The sequence below is a fragment of the Chamaesiphon sp. genome (assembly GCF_041737865.1).
GTDB lineage: Bacteria > Cyanobacteriota > Cyanobacteriia > Cyanobacteriales > Chamaesiphonaceae > Chamaesiphon.
Genome location: NZ_JBGSQZ010000228.1, coordinates 1 through 13,341 on the forward strand (window position 1 = coordinate 1; position 13,341 = coordinate 13,341).

The 13,341-nt window shown below is 45.6% G+C and carries 16 protein-coding genes and 2 pseudogenes; 11 read left to right on the plus strand and 7 right to left on the minus strand.

The window, feature by feature from the left end; translation table 11 throughout:
• Positions 1–11: 11 nt before the first annotated feature.
• The 4 genes and pseudogenes from ACEW9J_RS17130 to ACEW9J_RS17145 form a co-directional block, all read right to left on the minus strand.
• Positions 12–551 (minus strand): annotated as a pseudogene (locus tag ACEW9J_RS17130) (ISAs1 family transposase); the annotation flags it as partial.
• A 79-nt stretch (positions 552–630) separates the two neighbouring features.
• On the minus strand, positions 631–807 hold the full coding sequence (locus ACEW9J_RS17135) for a transposase family protein (RefSeq protein WP_373546320.1): 177 nt from the start codon (positions 805–807) through the stop codon (positions 631–633).
• A gap of 126 nt (positions 808–933) precedes the next feature.
• Positions 934–1,104: pseudogene (locus ACEW9J_RS17140) on the minus strand (ISAs1 family transposase); the annotation flags it as partial.
• The gene (locus tag ACEW9J_RS17145; protein WP_373546321.1) at positions 1,091–1,186 is read right to left on the minus strand and encodes a hypothetical protein; all 96 of its coding nucleotides are present in this window, start codon (positions 1,184–1,186) and stop codon (positions 1,091–1,093) included. The gene ACEW9J_RS17145 and the pseudogene ACEW9J_RS17140, both read right to left, overlap by 14 nt.
• Positions 1,187–1,533: 347 nt before the next feature.
• Here ACEW9J_RS17145 and ACEW9J_RS17150 point away from each other — a divergent pair, with 347 nt between their 5' ends.
• The 4 genes from ACEW9J_RS17150 (at position 1,534) to ACEW9J_RS17165 (ending at position 2,867) form a co-directional block, all read left to right on the plus strand.
• Positions 1,534–1,680: a hypothetical protein gene (locus ACEW9J_RS17150; RefSeq protein ID WP_373546322.1), complete on the plus strand. Its 147-nt coding sequence runs from the start codon at positions 1,534–1,536 to the stop codon at positions 1,678–1,680.
• Positions 1,681–1,954: 274 nt separating this feature from the next.
• A complete protein-coding gene (locus ACEW9J_RS17155; RefSeq protein ID WP_373546323.1) occupies positions 1,955–2,218 on the plus strand; it encodes a DUF4365 domain-containing protein in 264 nt (87 codons plus the stop codon).
• Positions 2,219–2,295: 77 nt separating this feature from the next.
• Positions 2,296–2,571: a DUF4365 domain-containing protein gene (locus tag ACEW9J_RS17160; RefSeq protein ID WP_373546324.1), complete on the plus strand. Its 276-nt coding sequence runs from the start codon at positions 2,296–2,298 to the stop codon at positions 2,569–2,571.
• 2 nt (positions 2,572–2,573) lie between these two features.
• Positions 2,574–2,867: a hypothetical protein gene (locus ACEW9J_RS17165; RefSeq protein WP_373546325.1), complete on the plus strand. Its 294-nt coding sequence runs from the start codon at positions 2,574–2,576 to the stop codon at positions 2,865–2,867.
• A 241-nt stretch (positions 2,868–3,108) separates the two neighbouring features.
• Here ACEW9J_RS17165 and ACEW9J_RS17170 read toward each other — a convergent pair whose 3' ends face one another.
• Positions 3,109–3,744 carry a DUF4291 domain-containing protein gene (locus ACEW9J_RS17170; RefSeq protein WP_373546326.1) on the minus strand — a complete coding sequence of 212 codons (636 nt, stop codon included), beginning with the start codon at positions 3,742–3,744 and terminating at the stop codon, positions 3,109–3,111.
• Between ACEW9J_RS17170 and uvrB the strand changes: the two genes are divergently transcribed.
• Both uvrB and ACEW9J_RS17180 read left to right on the plus strand, forming a co-directional pair.
• Positions 3,743–5,761 (plus strand): excinuclease ABC subunit UvrB, encoded by a 2,019-nt coding sequence (gene uvrB, locus ACEW9J_RS17175; protein WP_373546327.1) that lies wholly within the window; start codon positions 3,743–3,745, stop codon positions 5,759–5,761. The genes ACEW9J_RS17170 and uvrB overlap by 2 nt on opposite strands.
• A 64-nt stretch (positions 5,762–5,825) precedes the next feature.
• The gene (locus tag ACEW9J_RS17180) at positions 5,826–6,374 is read left to right on the plus strand and encodes a Uma2 family endonuclease (RefSeq protein ID WP_373546328.1); all 549 of its coding nucleotides are present in this window, start codon (positions 5,826–5,828) and stop codon (positions 6,372–6,374) included.
• A gap of 86 nt (positions 6,375–6,460) precedes the next feature.
• Here the strand turns inward: ACEW9J_RS17180 and ACEW9J_RS17185 are convergent, their stop codons facing one another.
• Entirely contained in the window at positions 6,461–7,099 is a 639-nt protein-coding gene (locus tag ACEW9J_RS17185; protein WP_373546329.1) for a Uma2 family endonuclease, read from the minus strand.
• A 117-nt stretch (positions 7,100–7,216) separates the two neighbouring features.
• Between ACEW9J_RS17185 and ACEW9J_RS17190 the strand changes: the two genes are divergently transcribed.
• Positions 7,217–8,203, plus strand: a complete 987-nt coding sequence (locus tag ACEW9J_RS17190; RefSeq protein ID WP_373546330.1) for an aldo/keto reductase — start codon at positions 7,217–7,219, stop codon at positions 8,201–8,203.
• Here ACEW9J_RS17190 and ACEW9J_RS17195 read toward each other — a convergent pair whose 3' ends face one another.
• Positions 8,204–8,689 (minus strand): zinc ribbon domain-containing protein, encoded by a 486-nt coding sequence (locus tag ACEW9J_RS17195; protein WP_373546331.1) that lies wholly within the window; start codon positions 8,687–8,689, stop codon positions 8,204–8,206.
• A gap of 148 nt (positions 8,690–8,837) precedes the next feature.
• Here ACEW9J_RS17195 and ACEW9J_RS17200 point away from each other — a divergent pair, with 148 nt between their 5' ends.
• The 4 genes from ACEW9J_RS17200 to ACEW9J_RS17215 all read left to right on the plus strand — a co-directional run bounded on the left by ACEW9J_RS17200 (position 8,838) and on the right by ACEW9J_RS17215 (position 13,334).
• Complete coding sequence (locus tag ACEW9J_RS17200; RefSeq protein WP_373546332.1) at positions 8,838–10,565, plus strand: diflavin flavoprotein; 1,728 nt, start codon at positions 8,838–8,840, stop codon at positions 10,563–10,565.
• Positions 10,566–10,655: 90 nt separating this feature from the next.
• Positions 10,656–11,033 (plus strand): GxxExxY protein, encoded by a 378-nt coding sequence (locus ACEW9J_RS17205; RefSeq protein WP_373546347.1) that lies wholly within the window; start codon positions 10,656–10,658, stop codon positions 11,031–11,033.
• Positions 11,034–11,176: 143 nt separating this feature from the next.
• A complete protein-coding gene (locus tag ACEW9J_RS17210; RefSeq protein ID WP_373546333.1) occupies positions 11,177–12,895 on the plus strand; it encodes a diflavin flavoprotein in 1,719 nt (572 codons plus the stop codon).
• Positions 12,896–13,028: 133 nt separating this feature from the next.
• Complete coding sequence (locus ACEW9J_RS17215; protein WP_373546334.1) at positions 13,029–13,334, plus strand: hypothetical protein; 306 nt, start codon at positions 13,029–13,031, stop codon at positions 13,332–13,334.
• Positions 13,335–13,341 lie beyond the last annotated feature (7 nt).

A 13,341-nucleotide genomic window follows, 5' to 3' on the forward strand; every position in this document is an offset into this window, starting at 1 on the left:
GCAGGGTGGTTTCATACAAGGAAAGAAAAAACATCATCAACTTGGTTAGCCCACAAACGTAAAGCTTGAGGAACAGTCCGAATACCAGCACGACGGACTAAAGTGACAATCCAAGTAAAGAAAATAGCCCAATTGACGGGAGCATGACCACCTAAACGAAGAGGATCGTCCTCGCTAAAAGTAACATCTTTAACCCAGTGAAGACGATTTTCAATCGCCCAATGACCACGAATCAGAGTCATATAGGTATCAGCAGATAAGCTCTGACTACTCAGATAGTAGATGGTTTCAGTAAAAGGTTTCTCAGCGCGAGTGCCAGTGCGGTGAACCATAATGACACTTTTGATGCCAATCCATTTGGTTAATAATTCCGGAGGTGCAGCAAAGACACTGACAATCCGCTCTACGCTCCGACCATGACTAGAATCAATCACACTGGCATGACTGATTGCAGTTTGAGTTTGAGCTGTTGACTCAATCGCGCGATAAAGAGTGGGTTGATTTTGCTTGACGGCAATTAGACAATGATGACCTGCGGTCTTAATTGCCTGTAGAGTATTTTGGTTCCACTTCTATCATGATCCGCCGGAATGTTGAGTACGATGGTGTTGATTTTGCTGGTGGTAACTCTCATAACTCCTCTAATTGCTCTTGATGTAACTTGGCAAAGTCAGCTAGCGGTCTGTATCCGATGTATCCACATAAGCTTCCCATTAGACCCATTGCTAAGATTACCCATAATGAATATTTCTTGCCTTTTGCTTTCCGATGGTCTGGTATTTGCTTTAATTGTTCTGTGAGGAGCATTTAGACTAATTTCCTTTGTGAGGTAACTTAGTCTATCCTCATTTTTCTTCCGGTGTATGAAACCACCCTGATGCAGCGGGACTCAGAGCAGGGCAACCGCACATGTTTCGTAACAATTACTGAGAGCTAGGAGGTGACAATGTTCAAAGCACTAAGCACAGTCTTGAGATAGTTGTCATCCCATCCAGCCTTGAGTCGTTTGGTCTTAACCCCGACCTTAGTTTGTTTATCTCATGATAATAAATTTATGCCAATATGACGGATAACTGCCAGATTCTTAGCACTATATCCAGAGCAGCTCTCCTTCTGTAACTTGCGCTACCGCTTCCATCCATCCCATGAAACACTTTTGCAATTCGGCTGGGTTGATTCTGGCCAATACGCGGCTGAAGGTATCTGGCGACGGAATTCCATGGGGAGTGATGGAGATATACCCATATTTATTAGAGGAGGTTCGGGAAATGAATCAGACAAAGCAATGTTTGTAAAAATATTAGTAGAGTACTCACAACAAGCAGATTTTAAGAGTATCATGATAGCGGATAGCGCTTTATACAGTGCGAAAAATCTAATATCATGCTCATTTCGATCGAGTTTTTGATATTATAAATGTCGCAAATATAATTCTCAGTTAATTTTAGCTATGGATTGCTTTTTGTAAAAATTGAAGTGCGGAATGTGGGATACTAGTTAAGGCTCTGTCAGTCCTCTCAGTCAAATAGGGACTTGAGTAAAAATAATGGCATGGAAGCCGTTGCAGTTGTTGAACTGCTTGAAAAACATCTTGAGTCATTTAATTTCCTGGCTGTAACCATTATCGGTTACGGCGTAAATGATGTAGGTGGTTATTTAGTTAATTTGCCTTGCTTGTAGCATATTCGGCACTTGCCGATTATACCCTTATTCAATTAAACAGCGACTAATTGAGTAAGGGGTGTGTGCGATCGAAATATTTCACGAAGGTAAGAATATATTTTATCAGCCTTGCCAATTAAACTAATAGCGATTCTTTTCATTATACTTCTCTTCCATGCTAGGAGCCAATTACGACGATCGAGGATAGTGTCCTCCACAGAAAATCGAACGGTTACTCAAATTTTCAGAGTAAGTGTGAGATAAACTAAGAACAGCATCAAATCGCCGCAGCATGTTTCCGCAACAGATAATCGAAGAGCTTCTCAGCGTCGCTCACGTTCAATCCGTCGCTGCTAGAGCTGGAGTTAGTATTTCCAACTTCGATAAAGATTTTGGCATTGATGGCACCTTTCGTCAAATTACAGCCATTGGCAATCGGCAATTTACCAGTGGGTATGCCCTAGATTTTCAGCTTAAAGCCTCAATTAATTGCTTCCTCGAACCTAAGTATATCGTTTACGATCTAGAAGTGAAAACTTATAACGATTTAGTCTAAGCTGTTTTACATCTATTTTTTTTGACTGAATCCCTTACGTTAAGGTTTCTAGAGGATACAAAGAGTGTTTTAAATGTTTGACAGCTTATCGTCGCCAAGATAGTGCTGCTACTCCTTGCATTCTGATTCTTAAAGTCTTACCTACGGATGCAGATCAATGGTTAACCACTACTGAATCGGGCTTATTTCTCGGTGGTGGTTGTTATTGGGAGTATCTACGGGGCGAACTCAGTGAAAATAAACAATCGGTGCGAATTCGGATTTCTAGAGCGCAAGAACTTCACCCCGAATCGCTTTTAATGTTAATGACATCTGCTCGTGAATATGCGATCGGCGGAGAATGGATATGTTAGAAATGAGCCCTCAATTACTCAAAGAATCAAAACTATCAGTAGACGACATGGCAACTTATTTAACCGAGCATGGCTGGAAGAAGGTGCCCAATCAAAACCAGCGATTAACGATCTTTCAAGGAATTAATGACGATTTTGGCAATCCCATCATTTTAACTTTGCCCCGAAATGACAGCTTTAGCGATGCTCTAGGTCGTTTGTCAGAAGCAGTTAATTTAGTTGCCTTTCTCGAAGATAGATCTCCAGAAAGCTTAATGGTAGATATTCGTGCCAGATCTACAAATCATCAGATCTAACGATTCTCGTTCCGAGTAACTGAAGCGGATGTTCGATATCAGCTAGTTGGGTTGTTAGGTTGAAGAATGAAACCCAACCTACAGCTCTGCCAAGGGGTTAAGACATACAGCGGTTTGTAAGCATGTGGGGGACACTTTAAATATTGAACCTAATCTCTAAAAAAGCTTTGAAGAATAGCTGTCCCGCACCAACCTGCAAACCGCTGTATTAGCTCCCCGACTTCTTGGAGAAGTCGGGGAGCTAGTCTCTAGATAATTGCAATTGTGCGGCGACTTTTGCATCTGTGACTGGATAAATAGTCTCACTCGGTACGATTAACTTATTGAAATCGCCCAAATTTTGACGTTGTTCGGAGACGAATTCTGAGATATCCTCTATCGAGATGACCCACTCCCGTGCATATAAAGCCAGTACATCCCCGCGCAAACCCAATTGAATCGCTTTCCGTGCTAATTTGCCTCCAGTTGGGCTGTGGTCGGGATCCCATTGCAATCTGACGTTAGAATTACTTACAGCGCGTTTCCAGTCTTTTTCGGTGGGATAGAAATCGGGATTGTAAGTAGAGCAGACGGCGTTAGCCAAGATCGTATCGAATGCCGAGCGTTTAATCTTCACCGCCAGCACCACTTCCTGACCCTCCTTTTGACCCCAGCCAGAGCGGTACATCATCCACAGGAAATTGGGCTTAATCCAACTCATCCGATTTAGGCTGAAATGTTCGCCGCCGAAGTAGCCATGAGTCGCTGCAAAATTGCCTATAGCCGGACGATAAGCCTGGTACACAATTACCCCTTCTTCATCAAACTGCGCTAGAATGTAACGACCGATTTTAGGCAGTCTGGCAACTTGTCCCGTGTAGCTGGTGGTAATAAGCATGGATAATGAATTTGAACTGACAGCACCATTTAAACCTACTGGCGACCAACCTGCGGAGATCGAGCAACTCGTGGCTGGGTTAAAATCCGAACAGCGGTTTCAGACCTTACTTGGGGCGACAGGTACGGGTAAAACATTTACGATCGCGGCGACGATCGCCCAACATCAGAAACCCACTTTAGTATTAGCTCATAATAAAACATTAGCCGCCCAATTATGTAACGAATTGCGGCAATTTTTCCAGCATAATGCGGTCGAGTATTTTGTTTCCTACTACGATTATTATCAGCCAGAGGCGTATATTGCCGTTAGCGATACTTTTATTGAAAAAGCATCGGCAATCAATGATGAAATTGATATGTTGCGACATTCGGCGACGCGATCGCTATTCGAGCATCGGCATGTAATTGTGGTAGCGTCGATTAGTTGTATCTATGGTTTGGGCACTCCAGCCGAATACCTCAAGGCAGCAATTCCGCTCAAAGTTGGGATGGAAATCGACCAGCGAGAGATGCTCAAACAGTTGGTTTCGGTGCAATATAGTCGCAATGATATCGACTTGAAACGTGGTAACTTTCGGGTACGTGGGGATGTGGTTGAAATCGGCCCCGCTTACGAAGATCGGATCGTGCGGGTGGAATTTTTTGGCGATGAAATTGAAGCAATTCGCTATGTAGATCCAGTGACGGGTGAAATTCTCAATACTGTGGGTAGTTTGAATATCTATCCGGCGCGGCACTTTGTTACGCCTGAAGATACTTTGCAGGATGCCTGTAATGATATCGATAATGAATTGAAAAAACGAATAGTAGAATTAGAAACCAATGGTAAATTAATCGAAGCCCAACGGATCGACCAACGGACGCGATACGATTTGGAAATGTTGCGAGAGGTCGGTTTTTGTAATGGAGTGGAAAATTATTCTCGCCATTTAGCAAGACGTAATGCTGGCGATCCGCCTGAATGTTTGATCGATTATTTTGCCGATGATTGGCTACTCGTTGTTGATGAATCGCATGTCACCGTTCCGCAAATTCGCGGGATGTATAATGGCGATCGAGCGCGGAAGCAAGTCTTAATCGAGCATGGGTTCCGATTGCCAAGCGCGGCAGATAATCGCCCGTTAAAGGCTGAGGAATTCTGGGATAAGGTAAATCAATGTATTTTTGTTTCAGCTACTCCTGGAGCCTGGGAACTCGAAATCTCAGAGGATCGAATCGCCCAACAAATCATCCGTCCGACGGGGGTAATCGATCCCGAAATATTCGTACGTCCGACAGAGGGACAAGTAGACGATCTATTAGGTGAAATTCGCGATCGAGTCAAGCGCGAAGAACGCGTGTTGATTACGACGCTCACTAAAAGGATGGCTGAAGATCTGACTGAATATTTCCACGAGCGTAGTGTCAGAGTCAAATATCTCCACTCGGAGATTCAATCGATCGAACGCATTGAAATTATTCAAGGGCTGCGGAATGGTGAGTTTGATGTGTTGATTGGGGTAAACTTACTACGCGAAGGTTTGGATTTACCGGAAGTATCACTAGTGGCGATTCTCGATGCGGATAAAGAAGGCTTCCTACGATCGACTCGCTCGTTAATTCAAACAATCGGACGCGCCGCTCGTCACATTCGCGGACAAGCGATTTTATATGCAGATAAATTGACCGATAGCATGATCGCCGCGATCGATGAAACCGATCGTCGGCGTGGGATCCAATCTGCACACAATAAAGTAAATAATATCACACCATACTCGATCGTCAAAACAGGTAATAACTCCATCCTCCAATTCCTCGATCTTTCACGTCGATTGAATGCTCAACAATTGGAGACAGTTATCGCTCACGTTGATGAATTAACCCTCGAACAAATACCAGATGCGATCGTCCAATTGGAGGCAGAAATGAAGGTAGCTGCGAAAGAATTAGAATTTGAAAAAGCAGCGACATTACGGGATCGTATCAAGCAATTACGAAGTAAATTAGTTGGTAATTCTTCAGGGATTAAGAACTAACAGTCGTAATGGCGATCGGGTATCGAATATTATTAAAATCAGTTTGGCTATTTGGAGAGAACTAATGACTCTAATTACTGCTAAGTGGAGTTTGGATGACTACCACCAGATGATTGAATCGGGATTATTAGCCGAGCGATCTTTAGAACTAATTAATGGAGCAATCATTGAGATGTCACCAGAAGGTGTAACGCACTCCTTTTATTGCCGAGGTACAGCCAAATATCTCCGCTCGCTCCTGGGAAATCGCGCAGAAGTTAGCGAAGCTCATCCGATTACTCTACCTAATGACTCAGAGCCAGAGCCAGATATTGCTATTCTAAGGACTCCCGACACTCTCTATCAAACTCGCCATCCATTCCCTGAAGATATATTTTGGCTAGTCGAGATTGCTAATAGTACTCTAGCCAAAGATTTGGGTGTGAAAAGAGAGCTGTATGCTCGGGCGGGTATCCCCGAATATTGGGTGATCAATTTGCAAACATCAGAATTAGTCGTATTTAGAGATATCATCGACAATAAATACAGAGCTGAACTTTGTTTAAATGATGGAGATATTTCACCGCTAGCTTTTGCCGATCTTTCGATCGATATCTCACAATTATGTCGTTAGCAGATCGATCGACTTTAGATCGGGAATCAGAATTAACAAGCTTACAATGAGATTGGTAACAATTGACTATCCCCCAATCTCAAATATTACATCTCATAAATTCGATCGATCTCAAAAGTTAAATTCACGCTCTGGAGTTCTACCACATCTCCAGATTCATATGAACTAAATTCCCACTTACCTCGCTCGTTGAGTTGATGCACATCCAACCCGATCGGATCGGTACCAACTAGCACACATTCTTGTAAACTAGTCAATTGACGATACAATGCAAACCTACCGTCTCGATTGTCCGCTTCGGTGCTAGGTGATAAAACTTCGATAATCAGGCGAGGATGAGTGATAAAATTACTGGCACTGCGATCTTGGACATCACCGCTAACGCTAACATCTGGATAGAGGAAAAAATTAGAGTCCAATATTTGCACTTTGACATCAGCACCGAACACCCGACACACAGTAGATTGCAAATGATTTTGGAGCATAGTGTTCAAGTTCGCAGTAATTCGATCGCGCAGCGTCCGGGCAGAATCGTGCTCGACACTATCGCTAGTCATCGCCGAGATTCGACCATTAACAAACTCGTGACGCAACTCTTGTTGTGCCTCCCACTCCAGATATTCTAGTGGAGTGAACTGCGGAAAATGTTCATTTTCAGAAATTGTCAAGATCGAGCCAATCGCTTGAGGTTTTGAAAACAAGTATACCACGAGTAATGTCTGCAAATTACATCGATTAGGATATCAATTAGCCAAACGGTTGGGTTATACCTAAACATCGATCGCGCTTGACTTGTGCCCCTTCTGAATAGTTACCATTAGAAAGGACTTAGAGGACGAACAATGCAAACTCGCAAACTTGGTGAAGGATTGGTAGTTTCTGCCCTGGGTTTGGGCTGTATGGGGATGTCAGGGGTGTATGGTGCGGCTGACGAACAAGCGGCGACGGATACCATTCATCAAGCGATCGATCTTGGTGTGACTTTTCTCGATACGGCTGATGCTTATGGGAAGGGACATAATGAAACATTAATCGGCAAAGCAATTGCAGATCGTCGCGATCGAGTTGTCATTGCCACCAAATTTGGGCTGAGTGATGTCAGTCAGGGGGGATATACAGTCCCCGTCAATGGTCGCCCAGAGTACGTGCGATCGGCTTGTGAGGCAAGTTTACGACGGTTGGGAGTAGAGACGATCGACTTATACTATCAACATCGTGTCGATCCGCATACCCCGATCGAAGAAACAATCGGCGCGATGGCAGAATTAATCACAGAAGGTAAAGTGCGGTTTCTGGGACTCTCAGAGGCATCCGCACCGACAATTCGCCGCGCTCATGCGGTACATCCAATCGCCGCATTGCAAAGCGAGTATTCGCTCTGGAGCCGCGATGTCGAGGACGAAATCTTGCCGACTTGCCGCGAACTGGCGATCGGATTTGTGCCTTGGAGTCCACTCGGACGGGGCTTTCTGACTGGGCAAGTCAAAACTTTTGACGATTTAGACGCAAATGATTGGCGACGCGTCTCACCGCGATTTCAGGGCGAGAATTTTGGGCGCAATTTGGATTTGGTGGCTCAGATACAGGAAATGGCTGAGGCTAAAAATTGTACTCCCGCTCAACTGGCGATCGCGTGGTTACTACAACAAGGCGACGATATCGTGCCGATTCCTGGTACCAAGCGCGTTTCATATCTACTCGATAATTTGGGCGCATTGGATGTTAAATTAACGATAGCAGAACTCGATCGGATCGATACTATTCTCCCCCAAGGTGCCGCATCAGGCGATCGTTATCCCACCTCTATGATGCAAATGGTCAATCTTTAGTCATAACTCCAATTTATGCCCACAACTAGCACAGAATTTATCAGTTGGTTTGACGGGAGTACCACACTCAGTACAGAACCGCTTTTGACTGGCGGTTGCGTCCATATTTAATTCCATGCAGCCCATTTTCATCGACATGGGCTGCATATTCATCTGCATATTCCCCATTTGCATCGGTTTGATGCCAGTGGCGGTAGAACTAGAACTAGTGCTAGTAGATTGACTCGCGCCCTGACTGCTTTGCATCTGAATACTATTACCCTGAATCTGAATCAGGGATTCGCCGCTGGGGGTGGTGACTTTGAGGATACCCCCCGTCGGAGTCATCGACATCTCAGGTGGTATCAGCCAAATACCTGTGGTGAAACTATTGCTCGTGCGCTGTTGCTGTCCTGCGCTAGTATGCAAAATAGTTACCACAGTTTGCGCCCCCTCATTGTCTACAGAGATCTGATGTCCGGTGCTTAATTCCCAGTGATATATCATAAGCTACTCGCAGATTGAACTAGTTGTCACGATCCATTGATTAGTGTAGGTTAATCGATCGATAGTATTTTCGATCGAACACTCCAAAAAGATCGTGTCACAATAGTAACAAACACCTGGTGAGTTGAATAGGTAAAGGTAGATCGCGATGGTATTACTAACTGACAAGATTCAAAAACGTTTGACCATGCAGGTTGAAGATATTGGTGTCAATACGACCGCGATTCGCTCGTTGGATTGGGAGCGCGACAGGTTTGATATTGAATTTGGGCTACAAAATGGCACTACATACAATTCCTTTATCATTCGGGGCGATAAACTGGCATTAGTAGATACCTCCCACGAAAAATTTCGGCAGTTGTACCTGGAAACGCTCAAGGGACAGATCGATCCCAGTCAGCTCGATTATTTGATTATCAGCCATACCGAACCCGATCATAGTGGCTTAGTGCGAGATGTATTGGCACTAGCTCCTGATGTCACCATCGTCGGTAGTAAGGTGGCGATTCAATTTCTCGAAAACTTTGTCCATCAACCTTTTACCAAACTAATCGTTAAAAATGGTGATGTCCTAGATTTGGGACAGGGACATGAAATCGAATTTGTGATTGCGCCCAACTTGCATTGGCCCGATACGATCTTTAGTTTCGATCGCGGCACCCAGATCCTGTATACTTGCGATGCCTTTGGGATGCACTATTGCTCCGATGCGGTATTCGATGAAGACTTAGGCAAAATCGAGCCAGACTATCGGTTCTATTATGAATGCCTGATGGCACCCAATGCGCGATCGGTATTATCCGCGCTCAAACGGATGGGCGAACTCCCCACCGTCGGGACAATTGCCACCGGACATGGCCCCCTATTGCGCCACAACGTCGGCGAACTCGTCCAACGGTATCAAGACTGGTCGCAACTCAAAGCCAAAGCAGAAAGCAGCGTAGCCGTCTTCTACGTCGCCGACTATGGTTATAGCGACAGGCTTTCCCAAGCATTGGCGCGGGGGATTACCAAAACCGGAGTCGCCGTCGAGATGATGGATCTCAAATCCGCCGACCCCCAAGAAGTCCAAGAACTAGTCGGACGGAGTGCGGGGATTGCGATCGGGATGCCGCCAGGACACGGTAAAATTGCGGCACTAGCTCAAGCCGCGATCGGGACTATTCTCGTAGCAGCCAAAAATAAACAAACGATCGGGTTATTTGAATCCTACGGCGGCGACGATGAGCCTGTAGACCCCTTAGTCAGCAAATTTAGCGAAATCGGCGTGAGTATCGCTTTCCCCGCCATCCGCGTCAAAGAAACCCCCACCGAAGCGATTTATCAACAGTGCGAAGAAGCCGGAACCGACTTGGGACAACTGCTGACCAAAGATAAAGCCATCAAACAGATGAAATCCCTAGATTCCGACCTCGACAAAGCCCTGGGACGGATTAGCGGCGGCTTGTATATTATTACCGCCAAAAAAGGAGACTTTAGTAGTGCGATGTTAGCCTCATGGGTGACACAGGCAAGCTTTGAACCCTTGGGATTGACTATAGCAGTATCCAACGATCGGGCGATCGACTCATTGATGCAGGTCGGGGATAAATTTGTGTTGAATATGCTCGAAGAGGGGAACTATCAAACCCTAATGCGGCACTTCTTGAAACGATTTGCACCTGGGGCGGACAGGTTTGAGGACGTGAAGACTCAAGCAGCGGAGAATGGTAGCCCGATTTTGCAGGATGCGCTGGCGTATATCGAGTGTGAGGTGGTGAGTCGGTTGGCTTGCGGCGATCATCATGTGGTGTATGCGACGGTGGATACCGGACGGGTGGCGAAGGTGGAGGGGCTGACGGCGGTGCATCATCGGCGGGTGGGGAATCATTATTAAGCGGGGATGGTGTTTTTTTAACGCAAAGGGCGCGGAGGGGGATGAGGGATGGCGATGGTTGTTGGTGGTTTCCGCAAAGGGCGCGAAGGTATGAATGAGAAGGAGTTGTCTAGTGTGATTATTGGTTGTGCTTTGAAGGTACACAAGGCTTTGGGACCTGGATTATTGGAGTCGGCTTATGAGGCTTGTTTGTGCTATGAATTAAATCGAGCGCAGTTAAAGGTAGAACAGCAAAAAGGTCTGCCGTTAGTCTATGAGGGAGTCAAATTAGAATGTGGTTATCGAGTCGATTTATTAGTTGAAGATAAAGTAATCATCGAACTAAAAGCAGTCGAAGCCATCAATTCCTTACACTCAGCCCAAGTCCTCACCTACCTCAAACTATCCCACTGTAAACTCGGACTCATCATCAACTTCAACGTCCTCCTCCTCAAAGACGGAATTCGTCGCATCGTCAACAACCTCTAACCTCCGCGCCCTCTGCGGACACCACCACCACTCATCCCCAAGCACCAAGATCCCTCCGCGCCCTTTGCGTTAAAAACACCACCCCAACCAAGCACCAATATGCGCCCTTTGCGTTAAAAACACCACCCCAACCAAGCACCAATATGCCCCCCCGCGATCTCCAACCCTACCCCATCGCCCCCGACACCACCGTCCTCCGTTCCCGCACCTGGGATCGACTCAAATTTGAAATCGAGTACGGATTAGCACGCGGTACCACCGCCAACTCCTTTATCATCAAAGGCGACACCAAAGCCCTCATCGACCCCCCTGGCTCCTCCTTTACCGACGTATTTATCACCGGATTAGACAAACGATTTAATGTCAAGTTAATCGAATACGTCATCCTCGGACACATCAATCCCAATCGTGGTGAAACCCTCAAGAAGTTACTGGAATTAGCACCGCAAATTACCTTTGTCTGTTCCAATCCCGCCGCGATCGCTCTGCCTGCTATTCTAGGACGAGAGGATCTCAAAATTATCGCGATTAAGGGTGGGGATTCGATCGATCTGGGTCAGGGACACGTCCTCAAGTTTATGCTCGCACCTACTCCCCGTTGGCCAGATCGATTATTAACTTACGATCTCAAAACCCAAATTCTCTATACTGATAAACTCTTCGGTTGTCATGTCTGCGGCGACCAAGTATTTGATGAAGGGTGGGAATCTTACTCAGAGGATCGTCGCTATTATTTCGACTGTTTGATGGCTCCAGCCGCGAAACAAATTAGCTCGACTTTGGACAAGATTTCTGAGTATCCGATTAGTCTCTATGCTACCGGACATGGGCCACTGGTTAAGTATGGTTTGACTGAATTGACCAATCTCTATCAACAGTGGAGTAAAGCACAGAGTAGTCAGTCACTTACTGTCGCACTGATTTATGCTTCGGCTTATGGCAATACGGCGACGGTTGCTCAAGCGATCGCCTCAGGAATTACCAAGGCTGGTATGGGTGTAGAATCAATTAACTGTGAATTTGTCGAGCCTGCGGAAATTAAGGCAGCATTAGAAAGGTGTGCTGGGTTTATTGTCGGTTCGCCGACGCTCGGCGGACACGCACCAACACCGATTCAAACGGCTTTGGGTGTCATCTTGTCTTCTGCTGAGAAGACTAAATTAGCGGGGGTATTTGGCTCGTTTGGCTGGAGTGGGGAAGCGATCGATCTTTTAGAGACAAAGCTCAAAGATGCTGGCTACAAGCTTGGATTTGAACCGATTCGGGTCAAGTTTAAGCCGACGGAGATCGCGCTCAAACAATGCGAGGAAACGGGGACGGATTTTGCTCAAGCTGTGAAGAAAGCCAAGAAAGCAAGTATTCCTAAAGCGAAAATTGGGGAAGCGACAACAGATCGCGTCGAGCAAGCTGTCGGGCGAATTGTCGGTTCGATGACGATTGTGACTACTCAGCAGGGCGATTTATCCGGTGCGATGTTGGCTTCTTGGGTAGCTCAAGCCACATTTAATCCACCTGGTTTAACTGTAGCAGTTGCCAAAGAACGCGCGATCGAATCGCTCATGCACAAGGATGGTAAGTTCGTCCTAAATATTCTCGAACAGGGTAAACATATCCCCCTGATGAAGCAATTTCTCAAACCATTTGCACCTGGAGAAGATCGGTTTGTAGGTGTGAATATGGAGATAGCAACTAATGGTTGTCCAATCCTGACAGATAGTTTAGCCTATCTAGAATGCAATGTTCAAAGTCGAATGGAATGCGGCGATCATTGGTTGATTTATGCAACTATAGATACTGGAAAAGTATTCAATCCTACTGGAGTCACCGCAGTTCATCATCGTAAATCAGGTACCCACTATTAAAGAGCCGCCGCAGGAGGACACCGCAGATCTAGCAATCCTAAATAGATGTAGGTTGTTTTAGGCTGCTGCCGTAACGCACCAGTAACCTTATCGTTAGGCTATATTGTAATAAACGTCTATTGAGTTACTCGGCATGTCAGAAGAGAGATTAGAGCGAATTGAAAACCAACTCAGTCAAGTCATCCAAGCTGTGGCTGTGATGCAGCAAAATATGACTGTGATGCAGCAAAATATGACTGGGATGCAGCATCGGATGGATAGCATGGAAGGTACTCTCCTCACCACGATGACAGGTGGATTCAATTCGCTCCAAACTTATCTCACCGATCTCGATCTCGATCTGGCTAAAAATGAGCGTGAAACCGAAGATAATGCTCGAAAAAGTAGACGATTAAATCAAAGATTGATGAGAGTGGAACAGAGAGATAATGATTTTTAGTTATTCA